The sequence below is a fragment of the Streptomyces sp. NPDC053513 genome (genome assembly GCF_044544765.1).
Classification (GTDB): domain Bacteria; phylum Actinomycetota; class Actinomycetes; order Streptomycetales; family Streptomycetaceae; genus Streptomyces; species Streptomyces litmocidini.
This window is the reverse complement of sequence record NZ_JBITXP010000010.1, coordinates 21,320-47,048: the sequence shown is the minus strand read 5'-3', so window position 1 is coordinate 47,048 and position 25,729 is coordinate 21,320. Positions and strand designations below refer to the sequence as shown.

Below are 25,729 nucleotides of genomic sequence, written 5' to 3'. Positions count from 1 at the left end.
CCGGATGTCCCTCAAGCACGCCGTCCTCGCAGCTCTCCTGGAGGGCGAGGCCTCCGGATACGACCTGGCCAAGATCTTCGACGTGTCCGTCGCCAACTTCTGGGCCGCCACACCGCAGCAGCTCTACCGCGAGCTGGAGCGGCTCGCCGAGGCCGGTCTGATCACGGCCCGCGTGGTGGAGCAGGAACGGCGCCCCAACAAGCGGATGTTCAGCCTCACGGAGTCGGGCAGGCGGGATCTGGTCGCCTACACGACGACCCCGCCGCGGCCGAGCGCCGTCCGCGACGAGCTGATGGTGCAGGTGCAGGCCTGCGACGAGGGCGACACCGCGGCCGTCCGTGAGTTCGTGGCCCGGCGGATGGAGACGGCCCGGGCGAAGCTGGCCCGCTACGACCGGTTGCGGGAGTGGATGCTCGACGGCCGGGACGAGGACACCTATCTGGGTGAGGCGGAGCGGGTGGGTCCGTACCTCACCCTGATGCGCGGGCGGTTCTTCGAGGAGGAGAACCTGCGCTGGGGCGAGCGCGCCCTCGCCGTGCTCGACCGGCGCGCCGCCGCACGGGACGCGGCCCCGCGGAGGGATGACGCCGCCTCTACTCTGCGGTAACGTCACCGCCCGGCCGCCGGAGGCACCGGGGGCGACACAGAGACGGATCGGGCGGGCCTGAAATGAACGTCGGTGACCTCGTCGAGGACTTCACCCTTCCGGACGAGACGGGCGCTCCGCGTTCGCTGACCGGTCTGCTCTCCGAGGGCCCGGTCGTCCTCTTCTTCTACCCGGCGGCCCTCACGCCGGGCTGCACCGCCGAGGCCTGTCACTTCCGTGACCTCGCGGCCGAGTTCCGCGCCGTCGGCGCCCTGCCCGTCGGCATCAGCTCCGACGGGGTGGAGCGGCAGCAGGAGTTCGCCGAGCGGCACTCGCTCGGCTATCCCCTGCTGTCCGACACGGACGGTGCCATAAGGGAGCGGTTCGGCGTGAAGCGCGGGTTCTCGCTGGCCCCGACGAAGCGGGTCACCTTCGTGATCGGCCAGGACCGGCGGATCCGGGAGGTCGTCCGCAGCGAACTGCGGATGAGCGCGCACGCGGACCGCGCGCTGGCCACTCTGCGCGGCGCCTGACGGGGGCCTTTCTTCGCCGCGCGACGGAGGCCTCTCCCCCGCCGCGCCTGACACGGGCCTTCCCCGGCCGCGCCTGACGCGGGCCTTCCCCCGGCCACGCCTGCCCGGGGCAGCACTCTCGGGCGCCGGAGGGCTTCACCGCCGGTCAGATGCCGAGCAGCTTCACCTTGGCCGCGGCGAACTCCTCGGAGGTGAGCAGGCCCTGCTGGACGAGCTCGCCGAGCCGGGCCGGCTGGTCGGTGATCGACGGCGCCCCGCCGGCGGCGGTCGGCGCGGCCGGAGGCGGGGGCGGTCGGCACGGCCGGGGGCGGGTCCGGCTCCGGCGGAGGGGCGCCGGGGCTGCCGCCGGGCCTGGAGTCGGCGATGGCCTGCTCCTGGTCCCCCTCCCGGCGCGCGGCACGGGCGGAGTTGCGGCCCGCCGCGTAGGCCGCGCCGCCCGCAAGGACGCCACGCGACGGGGGCGCGCCGCGCCTCCTCGACGGGCTCGGGCGGGATGCGCACCGGCTCCGGCGGTCCGCGGCCTCCATCCGAACACGGCGGCGGAGGGCCCGCACGCGGGGCGGCCACGACGTGCGGACGTGCGGGGACCGGGTGAGACTCGCTGCATCGCCGGGCCTCCCACGGCCCACGCGGGAACGGAGTGTGCAGGAATGGACGACTACCCCCTCCTCAACGTCTTCTGGACCATGCTGTGGTTCTTCCTCTGGATCATGTGGCTCTTCCTGCTGTTCAAGGTGATCACCGACATCTTCCGCGATCACTCCCTCGGCGGCTGGGGCAAGGCGGGCTGGCTGATCTTCTGCATCCTGCTCCCGTACCTCGGCGTGCTGGTGTACGTCATCGCCCGTGGCAAGGGCATGGGCCAGCGGGACGTCAAGCAGGCGAAGGAGACCGAAGCGGCGTTCCAGGACTACATCCGCAAGACCGCAGGTCCGCAGGGCGGCGGAGCCGCCGACGAACTGACTCGGCTCGCCGACCTCAAGGCGAAGGGCGCCATCACGGCCGAGGAGTTCGAGAAGGCCAAGGCCAAGGTCCTGGCCTGAGGCTCCCCATGCGACGGACGGGACGGCGGCGCGCCGAAGCCGGCGGAGACGGGCGTGGCGACGGGCTTCAGGGTTCCCTCCTGCGGGAGATCGCGGCGGCGCCCGGGAGGCTTCCGGAAGCGCTCGCCCTCTTCGCCCTGCGTCACCTCGGCCCCGGGGCGGGGCCGTCGGTCGAACGCCTCCGCGCCGCCCATCCCGACGCCGACGCGACCGCCCTGCGAGCCCTCGTCGTCACCCGCGGACGCCGACGGGTCACGGCGGAGGGCTCCTTCGTCGGCGGCCCCTTCCTGTTCCTCATCCCCGTGGCGTTCTGCGGAGCCCTCCTGGCCCAGGCGCGCATCGTGCTCGAACTCGCCGCCACCGAGGGGCGCGACACCACGGATCCGGAGCGCGCGGCCGAACTGCTCGTCCTGCAAGGGGTGTACGCGGACACCGCGGCGGCCCGGGCCGCCCTCGACGCCGCCCCCGACAGGTCCCGGTCGGAAAGCCGGCGGGGGCGGATGACCGCGCTCCGCGACCTGGTGCTGCGCATGGCCTGGCTGCTCGGACTGCTCACGCCCTCCGACGAGAAGGTCGGACTGTGGACCCGGATCGGCCAGTGGGCGCTCGTCGGCTGTGTGTTCCTGGTGGGTCTGGTGGCCCCGCTCGTCTGGCTGCCGTACATGGCCTTCTCGTACAACCGCGCCACCAACCGGCTGGTCGACCGGGCCACCGTCTTCTACATCGGCTCGCGCGACCTCCGCACCTCACGGGGCATCCGGGTCGATCCCGCCACGGCCGTGGCGGGGCTGCGCGCGCTGGGGTCGATGATGCTGCCGACGGTCGCCCTGCTCCTGGTCATCGCCACCGACACCCGGATCGCGGGCGGCCGGTGGCCGGTGGTCGGCATCGTCCTGACGACGAGCTGCCTGGTCACGGGCGGATGGTGGCTGTGGCGGCGTCGGCGGCAGCGCCGAGAAGCATCCCCCTAATACGTATGCGAAATGCGCCTTTGATACGGTCGGGCCGTGAGGCTGACGAAGTTCACCGACCTGGCGCTCCGCGCCGTGATGCGCCTGGCGGTCACCGCACCCGAGGAGTCCGTCACCACCCGCGAGGTGGCGGAGTCGATGGACGTGCCCTACGCCCACATGGCGAAGGTGGTCACCCGGCTCCAGCACCTCGGCGTGGTCGAGGCGCGGCGCGGCCGGGGCGGCGGCCTGGCCCTGACGGAGCTGGGTCACCGCTCTTCCGTGGGCTGGCTTGCCCGGACCCTGGAGGGCGAGGAGGAGGTCGTCGCCTGCGAGGGCGATCCGCCGTGCCCGCTGCGCACCGCGTGCCGGCTGCGCGGAGCGCTGCGCGAGGCCCAGGAGGCCTTCTACCGCGTGCTGGATCCGTTGACCGTGGCGGAACTCGTGGAGTCGCCGACCGGTCCGCTGCTGCTGACCCTCGGGCCGCGTCCCGCGCGATCGCCCTGAGGGCGCCCGCCCCCCAGGGCGCATCCGCACGCCTTTTGACATCCGCGCGCCTTTAAATACGTAGATCATCTACCAGATTGAGAGTTCTCATGCTGTCCGAGCAGGCCGCTCCGGTCGTCCGCGCCACCTTGCCCGCCGTCGGAGGCGCACTCGGCGAGATCACCGAGCGCTTCTACGGTCGCCTCTTCGCCGCCCACCCCGAGCTGCTGCGCGACCTGTTCAACCGGGGCAACCAGGCCAACGGCGACCAGCGGAAGGCCCTCGCCGGCTCCATAGCCGCCTTCGCCGTCGCCCTGCTGGAGAACCCGGACGGCCGCCCCGACGCCCTGCTGTCCCGGATCGCACACAAGCACGCCTCGCTCGGCATCACCTCCGAGCAGTACAAGATCGTGCACGAGCACCTCTTCGCCGCGATAGCGGAGGTCCTCGGCGACGCGGTGACCCCCGAGGTCGCGCAGGCCTGGGACGAGGTGTACTGGCTGATGGCGAACGCGCTCATCTCCGTGGAGGCCCGCCTCTACCAGGAGGCCGGTGTCGCCGAGGGCCAGGTCTGGCGGACCATGGAGATCGCCGAGAGACGGGAGGAGACGGCCGACACGGTGTCCTTCGTCCTGCGGCACGTCGACGGGACCCCCACGGCTCCCTTCCGGCCGGGCCAGTACGTGAGCGTCCAGGTCACCCTGCCCGACGGCGCCCGGCAGATCCGCCAGTACAGCCTGTCCGCCGCCCCCGGACGCCCGCAGTGGCGGATCACGGTGAAGCGGGTCGCCGGGGACCCGGCGGGCGAGGTCTCCTCCTGGCTGCACGCCCACGCCGCCGCGGGCGACACCGTGGAGGTCTCGGCCCCCTTCGGCGACCTGGTCCTGCCCGAGGGGGAGAGTCCCCTGTTGCTCGCCTCCGCCGGGGTCGGCGGCACCCCGATGCTGGCGATGCTCGACCACCTGGCCGCCACCGGGTCGGACCGCCCGGTCGTCGTGGTCCACGCCGACCGCGCCCCCGCCTCCCACGCGCACGCCGACGAGTTGCGGCGCCTCGTGGACGCGCTGCCGCAGGGAACGCTGCACCTCTGGTACGAGGAGCCGGGCGAGTCCGGCGCCCGCCCGGGGCGGGCGGACGTCACGCTCCTCGACCTTCCGGCGGGCACCACCGCGTATCTGTGCGGGCCGCTGCCCTTCCTGCGCGCGGTGCGCGGAGACCTCCTCGGCCGGGGCGTCGCGGCGGCGGACATCCACTACGAGGTCTTCGGCCCCGATCTGTGGCTCGGCACCGAAGGCTGACCTACCCCCACCACCCCATTCCTTCGATCCCCAAGCACCATGGCGCTCCCGCCAGGGATATTGCATAGTGATGTGCCATATCAACCTCGCAATCAGCGGGTGCGCAGGAATGGGGCGGAAGCGATGGGATCGTTCGGAGCAGCAGCGGGCGGGCGGGGCGCGGGGCGGCCGGTGCGCGGGATCGCCCTCGACATCGGCAGTTCCCGGACCCGCGCCTGGGCTCCGGGGGCGGGCGTCTTCGCGGACGTGCCGAGCGGCCCGGTGCGACGCGGCCGGGTCATGGATCCCGACTCCCAGCTCCGGCTGCTCCGGCGCCTGGCCGCATCGGCTCCGGGCGGCGACGGGCACGACACCGTCGTCATGCTGACCCACCCGGTCCTCGCGGGTCCGGAGGAGCGGGCGGCGGCGAGGCGGATGGTGGACGGCCTCGGCCCGGTGCGGGTCATCGCCGTGGACAGCGCCCGGGCGGCGGCCGCCTACGCGGCCCCCTCCGGCGAGGGGCCTCTGCTGGTCGTCGACCTCGGCGCCCAGCTGACGGAGGTCACGCTCGTCGTGGACGGCCTCGTGGAGGACGCCCGGCAGGCCGAGGCGGGCCTCGACGACCTTCCGGACCCGGGGAGCGCGCCGGACGCGATCGCCACGACGGCCGCCGACATGGTGGGCGAGCTGTGGCGGGACGACCACACCGGCGCCGTCCGGGGCGCGCTGCGCCGGGGCGTCCTGGTGACCGGCGGCGGCGCCCTGCGACTCGACGTGACGGGGCGCCTCGCCCACCTCCTGCGCGCCCGACTCCGGCTGGCGAACGACCCGTCCACCAGCGCCGTCCGCGGTGCGGGTCTGATGCTGGCCTCCGCCCTCCGCCACCCGACCGGCGCCCTCCCGCGCGGCTGACGGGCGCGGGGAACGACAAAGCCCCGGTTGGACGGGGGATTCCAACCGGGGCCGATTGCCGTGACGGGGCGAAGAGCGGTCACCTCTCGGGGGGGACCTTGGGGACCAGACCCCTTCGCGGTCACGTACATATGAACGGTAAACCTTTCCCGAATGTTCCGGGGAATCCCCGGTGGGCGATGTGAGTCACCTCACCCGTTTTCACCGGGTCCGTCAGTCCCTCTCGGGGCGGTAGACGGTGCCGGGCTCGGCCTTGCCGGGCGCGAGGAGCTCGGGCACCGTCACGAACGTGAAGCCCCGTCGCTTCAGCTCGTCGATGATCGAGGGCACCGCCGGCACCGTTCCGTCGTAGATGTCGTGGAGCAGGATGATCCCGTCGCGGTGCGCGTTGTCGAGCACGCGCTGCCGTATGAGCGCCGAGTCGGTGGTGGAGTAGTCCTTGGCCGTGATGCTCCACAGGACCTGGGCGAGGCCGAGTTCCCGGCTGACGTCGGACACCGTGCCGTCGGTGCGGCCCTGCGGCGGGCGCATGAGGGTGGGCTTCCGGCCGGTGATCTTCGCTATGGCGTCCTGGGTGCGGGAAAGCTCGTCGCGGATCTCGGACTCGTCGAGGTCGGTCAGGATCCGGTGCGACCAGGTGTGGTTGGCGACCTCGTGCCCCTCGTCGGCGATGCGCCTGACCACGTCGGGATAGCGGTCGACGTGCTTGCTGCCGAGGAGGAAGAAGGTGGCGGGCACCTGCTTCTCCTTGAGGACGTCGAGGAGATGAGGGGTGTCCTCGCCCGGTCCCGCGTCGAAGGTCAGGGCTATGCACTTGACCTCGGCGCAGTCGACGCGACGGGCCGCGCCGCCCGCCTTGTCGTCCGTGCCGGCCTCTCGCCGGGCGTCCTGCGGGGTGACCGGATCGACTCCGCAGCCGCTCAGAGCCCACATCAGCGACACCGCGGCGAGCAGTGCCGTGCTCACCGCCTTGCCGCGGCCGGACCTGGATCGGAACATGGTGGACCCGCTTTCCCCGTGGTGTCTTCGGTACGGCCGTCACCGCTGGTCAGGGCGGTGCGCGCGGCCGGAAGGCACTCTACACACGGTGTATACCGGGGTGATCGGCGGGGTCCGCCGACCGTTCACGGGCACGCGAGAACCCCCGGGCTGCGCCCGTCCGCGCCGCCCGGGGCATCCACGCGTCCCGCTCAGCGGGACGCGAGCAACAGCCGGGCCTCGGTCTCCTGGTCGCCCGAGACGGCCTGCAGGGACTGGATGTCGAAGCCGGTGGCGAGCACCTTCTCGACCTCGTCGACGGCTCGGTAGCCGCCGTTGAGCGTGACCCCGACCGGGGCGGTCAGGTGGACGGGGCCCACCTCCTCGTGCCGCCCGCCGGCCGTGTCGAACGTGGCGGTCCACACGGTGGGAGCCGGACCCGTGGCCGCCTGGGGGTTCGGTGTCGTGTCCTCCAGCCGGTAGACCCGGTCGAGGACGTCGAACACGGCCTGGGCGTCCTCCTTGCAGCAGTCGTTGAGCTGCACGGTGACGTCGGTGTCGATGTGCAAGTCGTACACGTCGCTCATCTCCTCGCGGCCCGCCGGCCTGTCGTGCTGCCACGCGCTCCTCGTGCCGGGCACTCGTCGTGCCACGCCTCCAGCATCCCTCGCGGACGGTCGCCCCGCGAGGGCCGTCTCCCTCGGTCAGCGGCCTTCGACGACGCGCTCGACGGTGTCGGCCTCCGAGGCGCGTTTGTCGGGCCGGTGCCGCACGACCCGGGCGAAGCGGAGCGTGACGCCCGCCGGGTAGCGCGTCGAGACCTGGAGCCCGTCGTACGCGATCTCCACGACGAGCTCGGGCCGTACGCGTACGGTGAAGCCGTCGTCCGACACGGCGAGCTCCCGGAGCCGCTCGGTCTGCCAGCGCAGCATCTCGTCGGTGAGCCCCTTGAAGGTCTTCCCGAGCATGACGAAGCCGCCGTCGGCGGTCCGCGCGCCGAGGTGCAGGTTGGAGAGCAGCCCGGTCCTGCGGCCGTGGCCCCGCTCCACGGCGAGCACGACGAGGTCGAGGGTGTGGACGGGTTTCACCTTCAGCCAGGTGCGCCCCCGGCGACCGGCCGCATAGGGCGCCTCCAGCGCCTTGACGAGCACGCCCTCGTGTCCCCGGGCCAGGGTGTCCGCGTAGAACCGCTCGGCGGCCGCGGTCTGCGCGGGATCGGCCGGATCGGTGACGACGGCGCGGCGGACCCGCTGCGACTCCGGGAGCAGACGGGCGAGGACGGCGTGCCGCTCCAGGCCCGGCCGGTCGATCAGCTCCTCCCCCTCCCTCGCGAGGACGTCGAAGAAGACCGCCGTGAGAGGCAGTACGGCACGCGCACCGGCCACGTCGACCCGGGAGCCGACCCGGGCGGAGATCATCTGGAAGGACACGGGCCTGCCGCTCCCGGGATCGAGCGCGATCACCTCGCCGTCCAGGACGAAGCCGTCGGCGGCGACCGCGCGGGCCGTCGCGACCACCTCGGGGAGGCGGTCGGTGATGTCGTCGAGCGAGCGGGTGTACACCCGGACGTCGTCGCCGCGCCGATGCACCTGGATGCGGATCCCGTCGAGCTTCTCCTCGACCGCGCACGGCCCCAGGTCGGCGATCGCCTCGGCGACGGAAGCGGCGGTGTGGGCGAGCATGGGCTGCACGGGACTGCCGACCCGCAGGGTGAACCGCTCCAGCGCGGAGGCCCCCTCGTCCAGCACGGCCCGGGCGACCGGCGGCAGCGAGCCTTCGAGCATCACGGCGCGCCGCAGTTCGAGGGCGGGCACCCCGGCGGCCCGCGCGACGCCCTCCAGGGCGATGGCGTCGAGAGCGCCCTGCCGCACCTCCCCCGTCAGCAACCGCACCAGGAGTTCCTGTTCGTCGTGGGTGGCGGCGGAGAACAGTCCGTGGACGAGCCGGCTCCGCTCGGCGCGGGCTCCGGCACCCGACACGGCGGCGAGCTCCGCCATCGCCGCGTCGACCTGCCCGAGCGTGAGCGCGGGACCTTCGGCAGGCGGCACGGCCGGCGGGACGACGTCCTTGAGGACGCTCCATCCGACCCCGATCCGCCCCTGCGGCAACCTCCCGGACAGATACGCGATGACGAGCGGGCTCTCGTCGGGCTCGGCCTCGGCGAACAGCTCGGCCAGCAACGCGATCTTGCGCGAGCGCGCGGAGGCGGCGGTGACCTCCCGGGACACTTCCGCGACACGCGCCAGCAGCATGGGCCCATCCTCTCCACCACCCGCCCCGACCGCATGTCAGGGCGCCCCGTCAGGGCCAGGCCACCGGACGCCTCCTCCGCCGGGACCGCGCCGCACCCACCTCCCTCCTCCGCCGGAAACGCTCCAGGAACCTCGCACGCCCCGGACGCCCCACCGGCCGGTCGCCCGCCGCGGGGCGCCCCGCGGGGGCGGGTACCGCCGGAACCCTCTCCCCGCCGACCGGCACCGTCGGAACCGCCTCCGCCCGCACCAGCCCGGCCAGTGCCACCGTCGATGCCGGCGCCACCGCCGACGCACCGACTCCGCCCGCGCGCGTCTCGCCGGGATGCGGGGCCTGTCGCTCCGCGCGCGCCTCGTCCAGTGCCAGGGCGAGGCTCAGCCGGTGCCAGAGGATCTCGTCCGGATCGTCGGCCCGCATCAGCCGTTCGGCGATCTCGCGCGCGACCGGCGACACCGGCATCCCGGGCGGCGGAGGCGGGCGCAACCGGTCGAGGTGCGTGCGCTCGTACGGATCGTCGACGACCTCGGCCACCTGGACCGGGTCGAGCAGGGAGGCGATGGCGGCGGCCCGCGCCCAGGGGTCCTCGGCGGCCCGGAGCAACAGGGCGAGCCGCCGCGCCCGCCAGTTCCTCGCCCTCCGGTCCTCGTGCGCGGCGAGGAGCTCGCGGAGGTGCAGCGGCAGCCGCCCGGTGAGGAGGTCCGGGCGGGTGAGGCCGAACTCGACGACCTCCTGCGCCAGATACATCCACACCACCATCCGGTAGCGGTTCAGCGAGAACCGCACCGGGCTGACGTGCCCCGTCCGGGCGAGCCGGGTGAACCGGTCGGCGGTGATTCCGAGGAGGGCGGCGGCCTCCCCCGTACCGACCGCGCGCACCCGCTCGCGCAGGCCGACGGGGAAGTCCGGGGCGGCCCTGAGGCGGTCGAGCTCGCGCCGCTCGACCCGCCGCCGCTCCCCTTCGCCGGTCGGCGCCGTCCTCACCAGGCCGAGCTGGACCGCGAGCCGGAACTCGTCGCGCCTCAGCTCCAGCTCCTGCGCGGCCCGCCCCGGTGTCACCGTGCGCGCCCCTTCGTCCACCGCCATCTCGCGGCCCTCCCCCTGCGTCCGTGTTCCCTTCGAGCAGCGGGCCTCCGAGGCCCACACAGAAGAACGTAACGCAGAGTGACGACAGCCGCACCACCTGTGGACAAAGGGCTGTGGACAACCCTCGCGGGCAGTGGCGTCAGAGGACGCCGTCGCCCGGGAGGCCGGGCTGCCGGGCCGCCACGCCGAGGTGTTCCCCGACCCGGTTGACCAGCAGCGTCATCTCGTACGCCACCTGACCGACATCCGCCTCCGCCGCGCTCAGGACGCACAGGCAACTGCCCTCGCCCGCCGCCGTCACGAAGAGCAGCGCGTCGTCGAACTCCACCATCGTCTGCCGTGCCCGACCCGCCCTGAAGTGCCGGCCCGAGCCCCGCGCGAGGCTGTGCAGACCGGAGGAGACGGCCGCCAGGTGCTCGGCGTCCTCACGGACGAGCCCGCTGCTCGCGCCCGTCACCAGGCCGTCGTTCGACAGCACCAGTGCATGCCGTATGTGTCCGACCCGCTGCGTCAGGTCGTCCAGGAGCCAGTCCAGTTCCTTGTCCAACGCCATCAGTGGTCCTCCCCCTAGCGGTTGCGTCCCCCTCGGCCCGGACCCCGGTGGTCCTCAAGGCCTTCGTGGTCCGTCCCGTCGTGGTCCGCGTATCGCCGCAAGCCTTACGCACTGTCGTGAACAGGGCAAGCACCACACCGCGCCCGCGCGTGCCGCGGGCGCGGTGACGCCCCCTCAGCCGACCGTGTCCAGGAGCCGGGCGGTGTGCATCCGCCCCGCGTATTCGACCAGGCGGATCAGCACTTCCTTCCCCGAGTCGCGGTCGCGCGCGTCGCACAGCACGACGGGCGTGCCGCGGTCCAGGTCGAGGGCGCGGGACACGTCGTGCGCCCCGTACGTACGCGCGCCCGTGAAGCAGTTGACCGCGACCACGAAGGGGATCTTCCGGTGTTCGAAGTAGTCGACGGCCGGGAAGCAGTCCTCCAGGCGCCGCGTGTCGGCGAGGACGACGGCCCCCAGGGCGCCCTGCGACAGCTCGTCCCAGAGGAACCAGAACCGGTCCTGGCCGGGCGTGCCGAAGAGGTAGAGCGAGAGGCCGGAGCGGATCGTGATGCGGCCGAAGTCCATGGCGACGGTCGTGGTGGTCTTCTGGTCGACGCCCCCGGTGTCGTCGACGAGTTCCCCGGCCCTGCTGAGCCGTTCCTCCGTGCGCAGGGGCCGGATCTCGCTGACCGCGCCGACGAGGGTGGTCTTTCCTACGCCGAATCCACCGGCGACCAGGATCTTCAGCGCGAGGGCGGAGGTGTCCGCGTCGTCGCCCGCGCCGGTGCTCTCAGAGCGCTCGTAGGCCATCGATTACTTCCCTCAGGATTCTTTCGTCAGGGAGCTGAGCGGGCGGTACGGGTCGGCTGACGCGCACGAAGCCCGATTCGAGGAGGTCGCCGAGGAGGACCCGGACGACCCCGACGGGCAGGTCGGCGTCGGCGGCGAGTTCGGCCACCGACTGGGTCTCGGCCCGGCACAGGGTCAGCAGGGACCGGTGCTCGGGGCCGAGGAGTGCCTCCTCCGCCGGTCCGGGCGGCTCGTCGTCCACGACGACGAGGGCGATGAGGTCGAACCGTACGTTGCTGGGGCCCGGTTTGGTCCGTCCGCCGGTCATCGCGTACGGGCGGACGAGCGGTCCCGCGTCGGCGTCGTACCACTGACTGCCCGGTACCGGCGGCCCGTCGCCGGTGCTGTCGTCGTTCATGGGTCTCTCCGGATCAGCCGGCGGCCGGCGGGGTCACCGTGAGGCGCGGCGGGGTGTGCAGGTGCTCGCCGACGCGCTTCACGAGCCGGGCCATCTCGTAGGCGATGAGGCCGATGTCGGCGCTCACGGAACTGAGCACGGCGAGACAGGAGCCGTCTCCCGCCGCGGCGACGAAGAGGAAGCCGTCGTCCATCTCGACCATCGTCTGGCGGACTCCGCCGGTGTGGAACTGCCGTCCGGCGCCCTTGGCGAGGCTGTGGAAGCCGGAGGCGATGGCGGCCAGGTGCTCGGCGTCCTCACGGCTGAGCCCGTTGGAGGCGCCCACGGCGAGTCCGTCGTTCGAGAGCACCACGGTGTGGCGGACCTCGCGGACCCGCATGACGAGGTCGTCGAGGAGCCAGTCCAGTTCGCCGGACCGGTGGTGCGAGATCCGCTCGTGGTCGATCATGCGTCGTCTCCTTCGGAGCGAGGGTCGAGAGGTGCGGTGCCGTGGCCGAGGCCGTGGCCCTTGTCGGTTCCGAAGCCCGTGCCGAGGGGGCGCCTGGTGCCCGGGGCGGCGCCGCCGCCCCGCTGCCAGCCGTCCCGGTACGCCGCCATGCGGTCCCGGACCTGTTCCGGGGTGCGCGCGTCCGTGCCGGACGCGACCGGTGCGGGCACCGGTGCCGGGGCGGGTGCCTCGCGCAGCTGCGGAACGAGACTCGCCTGCCGTACGCGTCGGGGCAGTTCGCTCCCCGCCTCGTCCCGGGCGGTCGGTGCGACGGGCGGCTGCTCCGCCGGAGGCGCCGGTACGGATGCGGAGGGGCCGCGGCGGCGGAGTTCGGTCACTTCGGCGGAGGCGAGAGCGGGAGCGGAGGAGGGGAGGGAGGCGGGCGTGGAGGAGGGCGCGGGTGCGGAGGAGGTGGCGGGCGCGGGCACGGCGGTCGGACGCGTCGGCGGCTGCGGGCGGGAGGCCGGAGGGGACTGGGACGGGCCCGGGCGCCGCGTCCCGTCCGTCTGCTGGGGCAGGCTCGCGGGGCGCGTTCCCGGCTGCGGGGCGGCCCGGCGTCCGGACGCGGCGGGCGGGGCCGGGTCGCCGGGGAGTGCGGGGTTCCTCGGGACCGCGGGCGGGGCGGGCTGCGCGATCTGGGGCCGGCCGAAGCGGCGGGCCTCGGCGCGGTGCGCCTCCTCGCGCTCCCGTGCGGCACGCTCGTCGTCGCCGTGCGGGGCACTGCCGGGTCGGAACCCGCTCCGTGCGGCGCCGGCACCCGGTCCGCCCGGCGTGCGGGTACGGGGGTTCCCCGCGCGCGGGGTTCCGTCGTGAGGCGTGTCGGAGTGATGCGTCTCGGGGTGGTGCGCACCGGAGTGATGCGTACCGGAGTGGTATGCGTCGGAGTCGGTCGCCGGCGTGCCGCGGCCGGGTGGCAGCGCGCCCTGGAGCAGTTCGGTCGGAAGCAGGACGACCGCGGTCGTACCGCCGTAGGGCGATGTCCTCAGGTGGACCTTGATGTCGTGGCGGGAGGAGAGGCGGCTGACCACGAAGAGGCCGAGCCGGTCGCTGTCGAAGAGGTCGAGGGCCTCGGACTGGGCGATGCGGCCGTTCGCCTCGGCGAGGGTCTCCTTGCCCATGCCGAGCCCCCGGTCCTCGATCTCCAGGGCGTAGCCGTTGCCGACGGGTTCGCCGCTGACCCGGACCTTGGTGTGGGGCGGGGAGAACTGGGCGGCGTTCTCGATGAGTTCGGCCAGGAGGTGGGTGAGGTCGGCGACGGCTCCGCCGACGACGGCCGTCTCGGGAAGCCGGCGCACCTCCACGCGCGCGTAGTCCTCGATCTCGGAGACGGCGGCGCGGACGACGTTGGTGAGGGGGACGGGCATGCGCCAGGCGCGTCCCGGGGCGGCTCCGGAGAGGATGATCAGGCTTTCCGCGTGGCGCCGCATACGGGTGGTGAGGTGGTCGAGCCGGAAGAGGTCGCCGAGCTCGTTGGGATCGTCGGCACGTCGTTCCATGCTGTCCAGGAGGTTGAGCTGGCGGTGGACGAGGACCTGGCTGCGGCGGGCGAGGTTGACGAACACCCCGGAGATTCCGCTGGCGAGTTCGGCGCGTTCGACCGCGGCGGAGAGCGCCGCGCGGTGGACGGTGGTGAGCGCCTCGCCGACCTGGCCGATCTCGTCCTGGGAGACGGGTCCGGGCGGCGCTTCGGCCTGGACGTCGATCTCCTCGCCCGCGCGGAGCCGGCGCATGGCGGCGGGGAGTTTGCGGCGCGCGATGCCGAGGGCGGTGTTGCGGAGGGTGACGAGCTCGACGACGAGGCCACGGCCGATCCGTACGGAGATGACGAGCGAGGCGGCGACGGCGGCGAGGCCGAGGACGACCGCCGCACCGCTCGCCGTGAGGACGCCGGTGAAGGGGTCGGAGCGGTCGGCGGCCGCGCGGCGCGCGTCGGTCTCGATCGCGGCGAGTCCCTCGTGAACGGCCGCGAGGGCGTCGTCCCATTCGGTGGAGGTGACCGCCTGGGCGGCGGGGCGGCCGGGGTCGGCGGCGCCGACCCGGTCCTCCGCCCGGGTGAGCCGGGCGTGGTCGCCGCCGGTGGAGAGGCGGGTCCAGGCGGCTCGGGCGGCGGCGGGCAGGTCGGCGGCGGACGAGTCGATAAGGGTGCGCCGGGTCTCGACGGCCCCGGAGAAGTCGCGGAGCCGGTCGGCGGAGAGCCGGCCGGTGAGATGGGCGGAGGTGAGGAGGGCGTCCTCGCGGGACAGCATCTCGCCGGCGCGGCCGAATTCGAGGAGTACGCGCGCGTCGGACCCCCGCTCGGCGTCCTGGATGCCGGTGAGGGCGCCGTCGACCGCGAAGGCGGCGGAGATGGCGTCCGTGTACTCCTCGTACGTCCGGCCCCAGTCGGCGCGCCCGTCGGCCGCGGCGGTACGGAGCCGGGCGAGGCCCTCGACCTTGCCGACGAACGTGCTCACCCGGACGCCGACGTCGCCGGGCAGGTCTCCGGTGTCGCCGACGGTGTGCGTGTCGTCCAGACGGAGCCGGGAGACGGCCTCGTCCGTCCGGCGGATCCGGTCCTTCAGCTCGGCGGCCCGGGCGGTGCCGGGCGCCGCGATCTGGCGTACGGCGGCGCGCCGTTCGGCCTGGAGGGCGGCGAGGGCGGCCGTCACGGGCTCGCGGATCTCGGCGTCGACGCGCTGGAGCCGGCGGAGGCCGGCGACGTCCTGCGCGGTGGTGACGGTGGCGAAGCCCCAGAGGGCGAAGAGCGAGACGACCGGGACCATCAGGAGCGAGACGATCTTGGCGCGGACGGAGCGGGGGCGCAGCCCCTGGAAGGCGGGACGGACACGGTGCCCGTCGGGCGGGGGCCCGGCGGGGGCTCCGGGCCGTTCGGCGGACCGCGCGGAGGGCCGTCCGGGGATCGGTCCCGAGGGGTGTGCGGTCGCGCCGGTGAGGGCGCCCGGCGCCGAGGTGCCCGCGTGTCCCGCGGTCGGCGGGGTGCCGGGGGTCCGCTCCCCCGGTTCGTCGGCGGGCGGGCCCGCGTGTGCGCGCCGCCCGCGCGCGGCCGCCGGTGGCGGCGTGGCCGCCTCGGCGTCCTTGGTCTTGCGGGGAGTTCGCATGGCCTCCTCGTTCCGGCTGCGTCTGTGCTCTGGTGCGGTGGGGCGTGGCGTGGGGTGCGCCAGGGGTCGGATCAGGTCGTGGGCGCGGGGGCCGTCTCCCCGGCGCGGAAGCCGGGCGGTGCGACGTCGACCGCGCGCTCGTCCGGTTCGGTGAGGCGTCCGGCCGAGGCGTACGCGGCGCGTTCGGCGGCCGTCGGGGTGAGGGCGACGAAGGCGGAGGTGATGAACAGGTACGAGCCGAGGCCGACGGCGAGGGGGAAGATGAACTGCATGAGCATGGCTCCCGGGAGAGGGGCCCCGGAGGGGACGACCTCGATCCGCACGGCGAACATGCCGGTGTAGTGCATGCTGGTGACGGCCGCGCCCATCACGAGCGAGGCGACGGCCACGGCGGCGGGCGCATGGATGTTGAGCGCCGCCCAGAGGGCCGCCGTGGCGGCGATCACGGCGATCAGGACGGAGAGTCCGACGAGGAGCGGGTCGTACCGCACCTGCCCGTGGAGCCGGAGCGCGGCCATGCCCATGTAGTGCATGCTCGCCACGCCGACGCCCGTGGTCAGACCGCCGATCAGGAGCGAACGGACCCGGTCGCGTCCGTAGCCGACGACGAAGACGCCGACCCCGACGACGGCCATCGCCATGAGGAGGCTGAGGAGGGTGAGCGGAACGTCGTAGCGGATGTCGGTGCCCGTCACGCCGAATCCGAGCATCGCCACGAAGTGCATCGTCCAGATGCCGGTGCCGATCGCGGAGGCGGCGGTGATCAGCCAGTTGCGCCGTGACCGGCCGGTCGCGTCGAGCGCTCGCACGGTGCAGCGCAGCCCGAGGGCGGCGCCGATGCAGGCCATCGCGTACGACAGCACGGGTGTCAGCCAGCCGAAGGTGGCGTGGTCCAGGTGTCCCATGGCCCAGGGACGCTAGTGCGCATCGGGGGGCGCACCAGGGGCGCATTTCGAAAGCTGCTGGAATATGACAGAGAGAGGGCCCCGAACGATCAGGCCGAGTTCGAACGGGCACACAGAACGTTCACCCCTCCGGGTGTCGCATCCTGCGAGATCATGAACCCATGAGCGATGACCCCACGCAGGTACGAGAATTCTTCGGCGCCCGCGCCGCCGACTGGGACAGCCGGTTCCCCGACGACGGTCCCGCGTACGCCGCCGCCGTGGGCGAGCTCGGTCTGCGTCCCGGCGACGCGGTGCTGGACGCCGGCTGCGGGACCGGCCGGGCGCTCCCGCCGCTCCGGGCCGCCGTCGGCCCCTCCGGCACGGTGCTCGGCGCCGACCTCACCCCCGAGATGATCGAACGGGCCGTCGCCGCCGGACGCGGCGGCGAGGAGGGCGGGACGCTGCTGCTCGCCGACGTCGGCCGGCTCCCGGTGCGCGACGGCGCGCTCGACGCCGTGTTCGGGGCGGGGCTCGTCTCGCACCTCGCGGACCCCGTGGCGGGCCTGCGGGAACTCGCCCGCGTCGTACGGCCCGGGGGCCGCCTCGCCCTGTTCCACCCGATCGGGCGAGCCGCCCTCGCGGCCCGTCACGGCCGGCGGATCACCCCGGACGACCTGCGCGCGGAGCCCCGGCTGCGTCTCCTGCTCGCCGAGGCCGGCTGGCGGCTCGTCGACTACGTCGACGAGGACGCGCGCTACCTGGCCCTCGCGGTCCGCGAGGCCTGAGCCTCCGTCGCGGGCGAAAGGATCGGCAGGCGCCCGGCGGGGCGGCGGTGCCGGGGCTCGGGCCCCTCACGGGTCCGCGCGCCGAGCCGCCCCCCGCGCACCGGCCGGGCCCACCGGGCGTGCGCCCCCACACGTCCATCACCGACGCCAACGCCCCCTTCTTTACCGGCACTTCACTGTCTACCGTGGAGGTGCCGGGCAGTCGTGCCCGGGAAAGGCGGCGGGCCGTGGCACGAGTTCCGGAAAGACTGCGCAGACTCCTCCCCTCCGGCCGGAAGGCGCCCGAAGCCGCCGCTCCGGCACCCCCGCGCCCCCGCCAGGGGCACAACCTCTTCGAGGCGGCCGCCGAGTACATAGCCGCCTGTGCCGAGGACGACCCGGCCCGGGCGGAGGAGGCGGCGAGCCGGGTCTCCCCCGGCATGCTCTCCTTCGGCGTGAACGAACTGGCCTGCCGCGCCCTGATCACCCTCGCGCGGGAGCGGAACCAGTCCCCCCGCACCGTGGCCCGCTCGCTGCTCGGCCTGCGTGACCAGTCGGCCGCCGGGCGGGCCGGCGACGCGTGACGGAGCCGTTCCGGAAGGCCGAGGTTCCGGGGCGGAGACCCTCGACGCGCGGGTTACCCACTGGTTAAGGTGCGCCGACGACCAGATGGGGAGGACGCCGTGGCTGGGACGGACCCGATCGCCGAGGCCGACGCCGACGCGCTGTTTGTGCTGACCGCGGCGCTGCTGACACCCGGGCGTTTCCCGAGCGTGCTCGGTGACGACTACCCGGCGGCCTGCGCGGCGCTGGGCCTGCGGCCGTACGCCGAGGGGTACGGGCTCGTGTTCGGCCAGGACGGGCACGGCGCCCGCTGGACGGTCGTCGTCGACGACGTGTCGCTCGTCGCGGTGGCCATCTCCTCCTGGGACTGCGGCATGGCCTACGACCTCTCCCCCGACGAGCGTTCGGTGGTGACCGGGCTGCCGGGCTGGCCGCTCCCCGTGGCGACCGTCGCCCCCGGCGTCCCGGCCCCGCACGACCCGGAGCCCGAAGAGGGCGATCCCGCACCGCTGGCCCCGCCCTCCGGAGAGGAGTGGGGGCCGGCGCAGCGCCGGCTGGGCGCCGACGAGGTGGCGCTCCAGTGGGACACCTGGCGGGCCCGGGCGAGCGACGAGGGGACGGACGGAGAGCCGTCGGCACCCTCCGGCGCGGGGACCACGGGGGCCGGCACCACCGGCTCCGACCCGTACACCGGGGTCAGGAAGGCCCTGCACGAGCTGCGCGGCTACCTGGAGGAGCCGCCGCCGGTGGGGCGGGTGCGATCGGCCGCCGGAATACTGCGTGCCGACGGTCCGGGCTGGTCGCTCGTGGCCAAGAGCGACGACATGGCGTTCGTCCTCCTCGACGAGCTGCCGCGCGAGGTGCTGCCCGTGACGCGCGGACCACAGCTGCCCGCTCTCCTCGAAGCACTCGACGCGATGGCGGTGCGCTCCTCCTGAAGACCTCCTGGACCTCCTGGACTTCCTGAAGACCTCCTGAAGACCTCCTGGAAGTGCTCGGCACCATCGCCGTCCGCTCCTTCCGAGATCCCCGTCCCTCCCGGCCCCGTCATAACGCCCCATAGGACGACGGTCCGAGGTGTGGTTCCCAGCCATGGCCCGACGACAGGGGTGCGCCGCACGATGTGGCGCCGCACCTCTTTCCGTCGTCCCACCGGAGGCCCACCATGCGCCTGTCCCCAGGCGTCTCCTTGATCACCGCGCTCCTCGCCGGGGTCACCGTCCTCGCCCCCGGCGGGCCCCGCCGGGGCCGAAGCGCCGGCCGCCGCGCACTGCGCACGCCAGGACCGGATCCACGTGCCCGGCGCCGAGCGCCGGCAGTCCGCCTGTCTGGACGACCTCACGACCACCGGGCTCGCCGGCACCCCGTACACGGACATGGCGGACCAGGCCGGTCTCGCCGCGAAGGCGACCCGCAACCCCTCGGGGGTGCCCGGCATCCAGGTCGACGGCTACTTCCCCGACGACTCCCGCCTCAACACCACCCACGGTTGGGCCCATGACTCCCAGTTCGTCATCCGGCTGCCCGACCACTGGAACGGCGGGCTCGTCGTCACCGGCGCCCCCGGAAGCCGGCGCCAGTACTCCACGGACGCGCTGATCTCCGACCAGGTGCTCGCCCGGGGCTTCGCCTACGCCGCCACCGACAAGGGCAACACCGGCCCGGACTTCTTCACCGACGGACGGGAACCGGGCGACGCCGTCGCCGAGTGGAACCACCGCGTGACCGAGCTGACGCGGGCCGCCAAGAAGGTCGTGCGGCAGCGTTACGGCCGGGCTCCGGAGCACACGTACATGACCGGCATCTCCAACGCCGGCTACCTCACCCGCTGGCAGCTGGAGAACCGGCCCGAGCTGTACGACGGCGGGGTCGACTGGGAGGGCGTGCTGTGGACGACACACGGCCCGAACCTCCTGACGAGCCTGCCGGTGACGGTGGCCCGGTCCCGGGGTCTCGCCGATGACGAGGACCTGATCGCGGCGGGCTTCGCGCCGGGCTCGCGCTTCCTGTGGCCGTACCACGAGAAGGCCTACTGGGGTCTGACGCAGAAGCTCTTCCGGGCCGAGTTCGACCCCGCGTACGACCCGGCCTGCCCCGGCTCCACCGCCGGCGGGACCGTGGAGCAGATCCTCGCGCCCTGCGCCTCGGACGCCGCGTACGACTACGCCTCGCGGCCGGCGTCCGTCCACCGCGCGGTCGCGAAGGTCGCGCTCACCGGAAGGATCGGCAAGCCGCTCATCACGCTCCACGGCGATCTCGACACCCTGCTGCCGATCGCCACGGACTCCGACGTGTACGCACGGATGATCGACGCGCGGGGCCGGGGCGGGCTGCACCGCTACTACAGGGTGCAGGACGGGACGCACACGGACGGCCTCTACGACACGTATCCGGACCGGCTGCGGCCGATCCTGCCGTGCTACCGCTCCGCGTTCGACGCCCTGACGCGTTGGGTCGAGGAGGGCACGGCGCCGCCCTCGGACCGCACGATCGCGCGGCCGGCGAGCGGTGACGTGGTCAACTCCTGCGCCCTGGAGGGCTGATCAGGGGCTCAGGACGGCTCAGACCCGCTCCAGCGGACGGTGCGGCTCCGGCGGCAGTTCGACCCGGATCGGGTCGCCGGGCCGCACCTCCCCGCCGGTGAGCACGACGCTCATGATGCCCGCCTTGCGCACGATCCCGCCGTTCTCGTCACGGCCGAGGACCTGCTTGAGCAGCCCGTGCCGGAAACCGTCGATCTGCGCGCAGGGATTGCGCAGTCCGGTGACCTCGACGACGGCCTCCGCACCGAGGTGGAGGAGGGTGCCGGTGGGCAGGGAGAGGAGGTCGATCCCCCGGGTGGTGACGTTCTCGCCGAGGTCGCCGGGGGCGACCTCGAAGCCGGCGCCCGCGACCTCGTCGAAGAGCTCGGCGTGGATGAGGTGGACCTGACGGAGGTTGGGCTGGGTGGGGTCCTGCGCGACGCGGGACCGGTGCTTCACCGTCACGCCCGCGTGGACGTCGCCCTCCACCCCGAGCCCGGCGAGGAGGGTGATGCCCTCCCGGTTGGGCTTGGTGAACGAGTACGTGCCGTTGCTGCTGACCGTGGTGACGGTGCCGCTGGTCATGGTGAGGAATCCCCCTTCTCCTCCGGCCCGGGCAGCGGCTCCCCGCCACCCTTCCGGACCGATGATCACATCGCGCCTCGACGTACGACCCTACTCCCCGCCCTCGCCGCGCAGCGGCGCCCCCACCTCGTGCAGATGGCCGAGGGCCTGGCGGTACGAGTCCACGAAACCGGTCTCCGTGTACGGGACGCCCAGCGCGGCGCAGTGGGCCCGGACGGCGGGCTGGGCCAGACGGAGGTTCGGGCGCGGCATGCTCGGGAAGAGGTGGTGCTCGACCTGGTAGTTGAGCCCGCCGAGGAACCAGTCGGTCAGGGCGCCGCCCCGGATGTTGCGCGAGGTGAGGACCTGACGGCGCAGATGGCCCCAGCTGTCGCCGTCCGCGTGCTCGTCCGGCCGCTCCATGCCCTTGTGGTTGGGGGCGAAGGCCATGCCGAGGTGCACGCCGAGGAGCATCTGGTGGACGAGGGCGAAGACGAGGGCCTGGGCGGGCGTCAGGAGCGTGAGGAGCAGCGCCGCGTAGCCGGCGAAGTGGGCGAGCAGGAGGGCGCCTTCGACGAGCCGCTCGCGCCGGTCGCGGCACGGACCGTCCTTCGCGAGCAGGGCCTGGACCCCGTACACCTTGAGCGCGATGCCCTCCAGGGTGGTCAGCGGGAAGAACAGCCAGGCCTGGTGGCGGGTGAGGAACCCGCGCAGGCCCGTGCGGCCCGCCGTCTGGTGCTCGGCGAAGACGAGGACGTCGGCGGCTACGTCCGGGTCCTTGTCGAGGTGGTTGGGGTTGGCGTGGTGGCGGTTGTGCTTGTCGTTCCACCACTCCCGGCTCATGCCGAGGAGGAGGTTGGCGTGGACGAGCTGGAGGACGCGGCTCGCCCTCCGGTTCGCGGTGATCTGGGCATGGCCGGCGTCGTGCCCGACGAAGGCGGCGCGCGCGGAGAACAGGGCGAGGGGGACGGCGAGGAGCAGCGCCCACCAGGAGGGGCCGATCAGGGCGAGCCCGGTCACCACGGCGGCGATGCCGAGGAGGTTGACGGCGATGCCGCGGGCATACCAGCCGGGGCGGTGTCGGAGGAGGCCCTGTTCCCTGACCGTCCGCAGGAGGGGGCTGAACTCGCTGCCGCCCCTGGCGCGGGCGGGCGCCGCGGCGGGGGCGGCGGCCGGGGGCAGGACGGTGGCCTGGGGCATGGCGGGCTCCGGTTTCTGTGGGTCTTGCGCGAGGGATGGGCGCCTACCGAGAACGTACGGATCCGTGATCGCCCGGAGCCATGGCGTCACCACCCGTCCACGACCGGGGGCGCGCCGGGGTGGGGGGGGGGGGGGGGGGCCCCCCCCCCCCCCCCCCCCCCCCCCCCCCCCCCGTACCCCTACTCCGCCGACCGCAGCACCGGGAAGCTGCCCGTGTTCGTCGGCGCGTGGTCCGGCAGCCACAGCACCGCGATGGCACCGCCCACCCCCTCCGCGGACCCCTCCGAGGCCACGTTCCGGAAGGTCAGCCGGGCGCCGAGGACCCGGGCCTGGCCCGCCGCGATCGTCAGGCCCAGGCCGTGGCCCTGGCCCGCGCGGTCGCTCGTCCCCGTACGGAAACGGCTCGGGCCCTCCTTGAGGAGCGCCTCGGGGAAGCCCGGACCGTGGTCGCGGACCCGGACCACCCGGCCCTCGACGGTGACCTCCACCGGCGGCTTGCCGTGCTTGGCCGCGTTGGCGAGGAGATTGCCCAGGACCCGCTCCAGACGGCGCGGGTCGGTGTTCACCCAGGACTCGTGCACGACCCGGACGACGACCTCCGGGTCCAGGGCCCGCACCCGCCGCTCCACGAACTCGCCGAGCGCGATCTCCTGGAGCTCGGCCCGCTCCGACGCGCTGTCGAGCCGGGCCACCTCCAGGACGTCCTCGACCAGCGTCCGCATGGCCTGCGCCCGGTCCCGTACGAGCTCGGTCGGACGCCCCGGCGGCAGCAGCTCGGCCGCCGTGAGCAGCCCGGTCACGGGGGTGCGCAGCTCGTGCGCGATGTCGGCGGTGACCCGGCGCTCGGCCTCGATCCGCTCGTTCAGGGCGTCGGTCAGGGCGTCGACGGCCCAGGCCAGGTCGTCGGTCTCGTCCCGTACGACCCCGCCGACCGCGTCCCGCACCCGTACGTCCGTGTTCCCCTGGGCCACCCGGCCGGCCGCCACGGCGGCCTTCCGCAGCCGCCGCGAGAGCCCGCCGCCGATGAGCACGCCGAGCGCGCAGCCGCCGAAGACCACCGACACCGAGCCGATCACGAGGGCCCGGTCCAGATCGTTCATGATCGTCGCGCTGCGGTCGGCGAAGGGGATGTGCAGCGACAGCACGTCGCCGTTGGCGAGCGGCACGGCCGCCCACACGTCCGGCGGCCCGCCGTGCCGGTGCTCCTGCACGTACGTCCCGCGCCGCTTGTCCCGCATCAGCTGGTCCAGCTGCTCCGGCAGCGCCGGGTCGTTGATCTTCGTGCCGAAGCGGGGCTCCTTCGGCTTCGACGTCTCGTACATCCGCTGGGCGAAGAGCAGCCGCTCCATCTGCACCTCGCGCGCGTTGTCGAGCATCGAGATCCGGGCGGCGTTGTGCACGACGATGCTCAGGGTGACCGCGATGAGGGCGCCGACCGCCGCGATGGCCACGGCGATCTTCCAGCGGACCCCGGTCCGCAGGGGCAGCAGCTTCACACGCACCGGTACGGGCCCTAGCTCTTGAGCTTGTAGCCGAAGCCGCGCACGGTCTCGATCCGGTCCTGGCCGATCTTGGCGCGCAGCCGCTGCACGTGGACGTCCACGACCCGGGTGTCACCGCCCCAGCCGTAGTCCCAGACCCGCTCCAGGAGCTTGTCCCGGGACAGCACGGTGCCCGGCGCCGACGAGAACTCCAGGAGCAGCCGCATCTCGGTCGGGGTCAGCGCCACCGGCGCCCCGCCCCTGCGGACCTCCATGCCCTCGGTGTCGACCTCCAGCTCGCCGAAGACGAGGAGCCCGCCGCCGTCCGGCGCGTCCTCCCGCTCGCCCGCCCCGGCGCCGCCGGCGTGCCCGAAGCGGCGGAGCACGGCCCGGATGCGGGCCATGAGCACCGAGCCGTCGAAGGGCTTGGTCACGTAGTCGTCGGCGCCCGCCTCCAGACCGAGCACGACGTCGATCGAGTCGGCGCGCGCCGAGAGCATGATCACGGGCACGGTCGACTCGTCGCGGATGCGGCGGCAGAGGCTGACCCCGTCCATCCCCGGCAGCATCACGTCGAGGAGCGCGATGTCGGGCCGCTGCGCCCGGAAGGCGTCCAGGCCGGAGAGCCCGTCGGGCATGGCGGTCACCCGGAAGCCGTCCCGCTCCAGGGCGAGCTGGGTGGCCTCACGGATGACGTCGTCGTCCTCGACGAACAGGACATGGGTTTCGGCCATCGTGCGTGCCCTTCGGGGTCTGTGCGTTCTCTCGGCGGCGGCGGTCGGCGGCGGTCAGGGGTGGTCGGCGGTGGGCAGGGGCTGTCCGGTGCGGTCCGGGGCGGGACGGGGAACGGTCCGGGAAACGATCCGGGGTTCAGTCGGCGGGGGACGCGCTCGGCGCGGGCTCCGCGCCGTCGCCGTCGCCGACGGCCCTGCTGTACTCGTTGTGCACCCAGTCGTGCTGGGTGAACCTGTTTCCCGACCAGCGGTAGGTGATCACGTCCTCGCCCGAGGGGTACGCCACCGGGTCGCCCTTCGCGTACACCTGCTTGGTGACGACGAGGTCGCCCCGGTCGATCGTGGCGTAGACCGCCGCGTCCTCGGCCATGAACACGTTCTCGTACCGGTCGCTCTGCTTGCGGTACACGTACGTGCCGATGCCGACGGCGTCGCCGCAGGTCATCACGTTGACGACGACGTCGGGGGCGGAGGCGTTCGTGAGGTCGCCGTAGGAGGCGTCCACGGGGTACGCGTCGGCCACGCACGGCTTCAGATCGCTCTTGAGCCGCTGGCCGATCTTCGGGTCGGCCTTCAGGAGCGCGATCGGATCCACCCGCTCGGCGTACTGCAGGCCGGCGGTGCCGGGGGCGGAGGGGGTGGGTGCCGCGGCGGCGATCTCGTCGGTGCGGGCCGCGCCCTCGTCGCGGGAGCCGGTGCCGCCGGTGGAGCAGGCGGCCAGGGACAGCCCGACGGCGACGAGCCCGGCCGTCGCCGTGACGCTCGCCGCCTTGACGGTACGGCGCGGGCGGCGCCGCCCGGTCGCGCACCGGTCGTCGCCGCCGAAGCCGAAGCCGGAGCTGCGGTCGCCGTCGATGTCGCTGGAGCCGAAGCCACTGCGACGGCCACCGGGGCCATCGGGGCCACCGGAGCCGCTCGGGCCCGTGGGGCCTCCGAGGCGGGCCTCGGGCTCCTCGTCCTCGTGGCCTCTGCCGTCGCCGTCGGGTCCGCCGTCTAGGCCGCGCACCGCTTCCGCCCCCCTTCGTCGCCTCGTACGGTCGTCCGCTCCCCGGCCCGCCCCAGGGCACGGGCGTCGAGGTCACGGCTCTCCAGCTCCTGGCGGAGCCGGGCGAGCGCGCGGTGGAGCGTCGACTTCACCGTACCCGTCGACATGCCGAGCGCCGCCGCCGTCTCCTCCGTGCTCATCTGCTCCCAGTGACGCAGGACGACGACGCTGCGCTGCTTCGGCGCGAGCACCTTCAGGACGTCCATGAGGAGGGCGCGGTCGGCGTGCTGCTCGGTCGGGTCCTCGACGCTCGCGTCCGGCAGCTGCTCGGTCGGCACCTCCTCCAGCTTGCGGGAGCGCCACCACTCGGTCCGGGTGTTGATCATCACCCGGCGCAGGTAGGCGTCGGCGAGGGACTTGTCGGCGATGCCGTCCCAGCGGCCGTACGTACGGGCCAGAGCCGTCTGGAGCAGGTCCTGGGCGTCGACGGGGTCGGCGACGAGCCGTCGGGCACTGCGCAGCAGCGCGTCCTGCCGCGTGCGTACGTACTCCTCGAAGTCGAGCACTTCGCCCTGCCGCATCCCAACCGCCTCCGATCCC

General features: G+C 73.8%; 28 protein-coding genes. 11 read left to right on the top strand and 17 right to left on the bottom strand.

What is annotated here, in order from left to right:
- The first annotated feature begins 4 nt into the window (after positions 1–4).
- Positions 5–607, top strand: coding sequence for a PadR family transcriptional regulator (locus ACIGW4_RS19155; RefSeq protein WP_123458089.1), 603 nt, complete (start codon positions 5–7; stop codon positions 605–607).
- Between the two features lie 62 nt (positions 608–669).
- A complete protein-coding gene (locus tag ACIGW4_RS19150) occupies positions 670–1,119 on the top strand; it encodes a peroxiredoxin (protein WP_399581722.1) in 450 nt (149 codons plus the stop codon).
- A gap of 145 nt (positions 1,120–1,264) precedes the next feature.
- On the opposite strand, the gene ACIGW4_RS19145 is transcribed toward ACIGW4_RS19150, so the two are convergent.
- Positions 1,265–1,519 carry a hypothetical protein gene (locus ACIGW4_RS19145; RefSeq protein ID WP_399581719.1) on the bottom strand — a complete coding sequence of 85 codons (255 nt, stop codon included), beginning with the start codon at positions 1,517–1,519 and terminating at the stop codon, positions 1,265–1,267.
- 250 nt (positions 1,520–1,769) lie between these two features.
- Here ACIGW4_RS19145 and ACIGW4_RS19140 point away from each other — a divergent pair, with 250 nt between their 5' ends.
- The 5 genes from ACIGW4_RS19140 (at position 1,770) to ACIGW4_RS19120 (ending at position 5,787) form a co-directional block, all read left to right on the top strand.
- The gene (locus ACIGW4_RS19140) at positions 1,770–2,162 is read left to right on the top strand and encodes an SHOCT domain-containing protein (RefSeq protein ID WP_398711103.1); all 393 of its coding nucleotides are present in this window, start codon (positions 1,770–1,772) and stop codon (positions 2,160–2,162) included.
- Between the two features lie 8 nt (positions 2,163–2,170).
- Complete coding sequence (locus ACIGW4_RS19135; RefSeq protein WP_399581717.1) at positions 2,171–3,133, top strand: hypothetical protein; 963 nt, start codon at positions 2,171–2,173, stop codon at positions 3,131–3,133.
- Between the two features lie 36 nt (positions 3,134–3,169).
- A complete protein-coding gene (locus ACIGW4_RS19130; RefSeq protein ID WP_399581714.1) occupies positions 3,170–3,619 on the top strand; it encodes an RrF2 family transcriptional regulator in 450 nt (149 codons plus the stop codon).
- Positions 3,620–3,708: 89 nt separating this feature from the next.
- Positions 3,709–4,896 carry a globin domain-containing protein gene (locus ACIGW4_RS19125; RefSeq protein WP_399581712.1) on the top strand — a complete coding sequence of 396 codons (1,188 nt, stop codon included), beginning with the start codon at positions 3,709–3,711 and terminating at the stop codon, positions 4,894–4,896.
- A gap of 123 nt (positions 4,897–5,019) precedes the next feature.
- On the top strand, positions 5,020–5,787 hold the full coding sequence (locus tag ACIGW4_RS19120) for a rod shape-determining protein MreC (RefSeq protein ID WP_398711100.1): 768 nt from the start codon (positions 5,020–5,022) through the stop codon (positions 5,785–5,787).
- 213 nt (positions 5,788–6,000) lie between these two features.
- Here ACIGW4_RS19120 and ACIGW4_RS19115 read toward each other — a convergent pair whose 3' ends face one another.
- From ACIGW4_RS19115 to ACIGW4_RS19070, 10 genes are all read right to left on the bottom strand, one after another.
- Positions 6,001–6,786, bottom strand: coding sequence for a polysaccharide deacetylase family protein (locus ACIGW4_RS19115; protein WP_123458097.1), 786 nt, complete (start codon positions 6,784–6,786; stop codon positions 6,001–6,003).
- A 191-nt stretch (positions 6,787–6,977) separates the two neighbouring features.
- Positions 6,978–7,418, bottom strand: coding sequence for a hypothetical protein (locus tag ACIGW4_RS19110; RefSeq protein WP_260174756.1), 441 nt, complete (start codon positions 7,416–7,418; stop codon positions 6,978–6,980).
- Between the two features lie 51 nt (positions 7,419–7,469).
- Entirely contained in the window at positions 7,470–9,017 is a 1,548-nt protein-coding gene (locus tag ACIGW4_RS19105) for an ATP-dependent DNA ligase (RefSeq protein WP_399581707.1), read from the bottom strand.
- 49 nt (positions 9,018–9,066) lie between these two features.
- Positions 9,067–10,101, bottom strand: a complete 1,035-nt coding sequence (locus tag ACIGW4_RS19100) for a DUF6397 family protein (RefSeq protein WP_399581704.1) — start codon at positions 10,099–10,101, stop codon at positions 9,067–9,069.
- Positions 10,102–10,240: 139 nt separating this feature from the next.
- The gene (locus ACIGW4_RS19095) at positions 10,241–10,654 is read right to left on the bottom strand and encodes a roadblock/LC7 domain-containing protein (protein WP_123458100.1); all 414 of its coding nucleotides are present in this window, start codon (positions 10,652–10,654) and stop codon (positions 10,241–10,243) included.
- 174 nt (positions 10,655–10,828) lie between these two features.
- A complete protein-coding gene (locus tag ACIGW4_RS19090) occupies positions 10,829–11,446 on the bottom strand; it encodes an ATP/GTP-binding protein (protein WP_030690179.1) in 618 nt (205 codons plus the stop codon).
- A complete protein-coding gene (locus ACIGW4_RS19085; protein ID WP_123458101.1) occupies positions 11,427–11,843 on the bottom strand; it encodes a DUF742 domain-containing protein in 417 nt (138 codons plus the stop codon). Before ACIGW4_RS19085 ends, ACIGW4_RS19090 begins: the two co-directional genes overlap by 20 nt.
- Before the next feature lie 13 nt (positions 11,844–11,856).
- Complete coding sequence (locus ACIGW4_RS19080; protein ID WP_030690181.1) at positions 11,857–12,291, bottom strand: roadblock/LC7 domain-containing protein; 435 nt, start codon at positions 12,289–12,291, stop codon at positions 11,857–11,859.
- Positions 12,288–15,428: a nitrate- and nitrite sensing domain-containing protein gene (locus ACIGW4_RS19075; RefSeq protein WP_399581698.1), complete on the bottom strand. Its 3,141-nt coding sequence runs from the start codon at positions 15,426–15,428 to the stop codon at positions 12,288–12,290. The genes ACIGW4_RS19080 and ACIGW4_RS19075 overlap by 4 nt, the downstream gene beginning before the upstream one ends.
- A 71-nt stretch (positions 15,429–15,499) precedes the next feature.
- Positions 15,500–16,333: an MHYT domain-containing protein gene (locus tag ACIGW4_RS19070; protein ID WP_359587076.1), complete on the bottom strand. Its 834-nt coding sequence runs from the start codon at positions 16,331–16,333 to the stop codon at positions 15,500–15,502.
- A 161-nt stretch (positions 16,334–16,494) separates the two neighbouring features.
- Between ACIGW4_RS19070 and ACIGW4_RS19065 the strand changes: the two genes are divergently transcribed.
- The 4 genes from ACIGW4_RS19065 to ACIGW4_RS19050 all read left to right on the top strand — a co-directional run bounded on the left by ACIGW4_RS19065 (position 16,495) and on the right by ACIGW4_RS19050 (position 20,186).
- Complete coding sequence (locus ACIGW4_RS19065; protein ID WP_399581695.1) at positions 16,495–17,100, top strand: class I SAM-dependent methyltransferase; 606 nt, start codon at positions 16,495–16,497, stop codon at positions 17,098–17,100.
- Positions 17,101–17,327: 227 nt separating this feature from the next.
- Positions 17,328–17,663, top strand: coding sequence for a hypothetical protein (locus tag ACIGW4_RS19060; RefSeq protein ID WP_398711095.1), 336 nt, complete (start codon positions 17,328–17,330; stop codon positions 17,661–17,663).
- Positions 17,664–17,762: 99 nt separating this feature from the next.
- A complete protein-coding gene (locus tag ACIGW4_RS19055; protein ID WP_123458106.1) occupies positions 17,763–18,581 on the top strand; it encodes a hypothetical protein in 819 nt (272 codons plus the stop codon).
- Between the two features lie 357 nt (positions 18,582–18,938).
- A complete protein-coding gene (locus ACIGW4_RS19050) occupies positions 18,939–20,186 on the top strand; it encodes a tannase/feruloyl esterase family alpha/beta hydrolase (RefSeq protein WP_399581691.1) in 1,248 nt (415 codons plus the stop codon).
- A gap of 18 nt (positions 20,187–20,204) precedes the next feature.
- On the opposite strand, the gene ACIGW4_RS19045 is transcribed toward ACIGW4_RS19050, so the two are convergent.
- The 6 genes from ACIGW4_RS19045 to ACIGW4_RS19020 all read right to left on the bottom strand — a co-directional run bounded on the left by ACIGW4_RS19045 (position 20,205) and on the right by ACIGW4_RS19020 (position 25,710).
- Complete coding sequence (locus ACIGW4_RS19045; protein WP_123458108.1) at positions 20,205–20,750, bottom strand: MOSC domain-containing protein; 546 nt, start codon at positions 20,748–20,750, stop codon at positions 20,205–20,207.
- A gap of 90 nt (positions 20,751–20,840) precedes the next feature.
- On the bottom strand, positions 20,841–21,929 hold the full coding sequence (locus ACIGW4_RS19040; RefSeq protein WP_398711093.1) for a fatty acid desaturase family protein: 1,089 nt from the start codon (positions 21,927–21,929) through the stop codon (positions 20,841–20,843).
- Positions 21,930–22,108: 179 nt separating this feature from the next.
- Positions 22,109–23,425 (bottom strand): two-component system sensor histidine kinase CseC, encoded by a 1,317-nt coding sequence (cseC, locus tag ACIGW4_RS19035; RefSeq protein ID WP_123452935.1) that lies wholly within the window; start codon positions 23,423–23,425, stop codon positions 22,109–22,111.
- A gap of 17 nt (positions 23,426–23,442) precedes the next feature.
- A complete protein-coding gene (cseB, locus tag ACIGW4_RS19030) occupies positions 23,443–24,144 on the bottom strand; it encodes a two-component system response regulator CseB (RefSeq protein WP_123452933.1) in 702 nt (233 codons plus the stop codon).
- 136 nt (positions 24,145–24,280) lie between these two features.
- Entirely contained in the window at positions 24,281–25,000 is a 720-nt protein-coding gene (locus ACIGW4_RS19025; RefSeq protein WP_399582096.1) for a hypothetical protein, read from the bottom strand.
- Between the two features lie 137 nt (positions 25,001–25,137).
- Positions 25,138–25,710 (bottom strand): SigE family RNA polymerase sigma factor, encoded by a 573-nt coding sequence (locus ACIGW4_RS19020; protein ID WP_123452929.1) that lies wholly within the window; start codon positions 25,708–25,710, stop codon positions 25,138–25,140.
- Positions 25,711–25,729 lie beyond the last annotated feature (19 nt).

Coding starts and splice junctions, on each gene's coding strand:
- ACIGW4_RS19155 (WP_123458089.1), top strand. CDS start 5: ATGTCCCTCAAGCACGCCGTCCTCGCAGCTCTCCTGGAGGGCGAGGCC.
- ACIGW4_RS19150 (WP_399581722.1), top strand. CDS start 670: ATGAACGTCGGTGACCTCGTCGAGGACTTCACCCTTCCGGACGAGACG.
- ACIGW4_RS19140 (WP_398711103.1), top strand. CDS start 1,770: ATGGACGACTACCCCCTCCTCAACGTCTTCTGGACCATGCTGTGGTTC.
- ACIGW4_RS19135 (WP_399581717.1), top strand. CDS start 2,171: ATGCGACGGACGGGACGGCGGCGCGCCGAAGCCGGCGGAGACGGGCGT.
- ACIGW4_RS19125 (WP_399581712.1), top strand. CDS start 3,709: ATGCTGTCCGAGCAGGCCGCTCCGGTCGTCCGCGCCACCTTGCCCGCC.
- ACIGW4_RS19120 (WP_398711100.1), top strand. CDS start 5,020: ATGGGATCGTTCGGAGCAGCAGCGGGCGGGCGGGGCGCGGGGCGGCCG.
- ACIGW4_RS19115 (WP_123458097.1), bottom strand. CDS start 6,786: ATGTTCCGATCCAGGTCCGGCCGCGGCAAGGCGGTGAGCACGGCACTG.
- ACIGW4_RS19105 (WP_399581707.1), bottom strand. CDS start 9,017: ATGCTGCTGGCGCGTGTCGCGGAAGTGTCCCGGGAGGTCACCGCCGCC.
- ACIGW4_RS19100 (WP_399581704.1), bottom strand. CDS start 10,101: ATGGCGGTGGACGAAGGGGCGCGCACGGTGACACCGGGGCGGGCCGCG.
- ACIGW4_RS19095 (WP_123458100.1), bottom strand. CDS start 10,654: ATGGCGTTGGACAAGGAACTGGACTGGCTCCTGGACGACCTGACGCAG.
- ACIGW4_RS19090 (WP_030690179.1), bottom strand. CDS start 11,446: ATGGCCTACGAGCGCTCTGAGAGCACCGGCGCGGGCGACGACGCGGAC.
- ACIGW4_RS19085 (WP_123458101.1), bottom strand. CDS start 11,843: ATGAACGACGACAGCACCGGCGACGGGCCGCCGGTACCGGGCAGTCAG.
- ACIGW4_RS19080 (WP_030690181.1), bottom strand. CDS start 12,291: ATGATCGACCACGAGCGGATCTCGCACCACCGGTCCGGCGAACTGGAC.
- ACIGW4_RS19075 (WP_399581698.1), bottom strand. CDS start 15,428: ATGCGAACTCCCCGCAAGACCAAGGACGCCGAGGCGGCCACGCCGCCA.
- ACIGW4_RS19070 (WP_359587076.1), bottom strand. CDS start 16,333: ATGGGACACCTGGACCACGCCACCTTCGGCTGGCTGACACCCGTGCTG.
- ACIGW4_RS19065 (WP_399581695.1), top strand. CDS start 16,495: ATGAGCGATGACCCCACGCAGGTACGAGAATTCTTCGGCGCCCGCGCC.
- ACIGW4_RS19045 (WP_123458108.1), bottom strand. CDS start 20,750: ATGACCAGCGGCACCGTCACCACGGTCAGCAGCAACGGCACGTACTCG.
- ACIGW4_RS19040 (WP_398711093.1), bottom strand. CDS start 21,929: ATGCCCCAGGCCACCGTCCTGCCCCCGGCCGCCGCCCCCGCCGCGGCG.
- cseB (WP_123452933.1), bottom strand. CDS start 24,144: ATGGCCGAAACCCATGTCCTGTTCGTCGAGGACGACGACGTCATCCGT.
- ACIGW4_RS19020 (WP_123452929.1), bottom strand. CDS start 25,710: ATGCGGCAGGGCGAAGTGCTCGACTTCGAGGAGTACGTACGCACGCGG.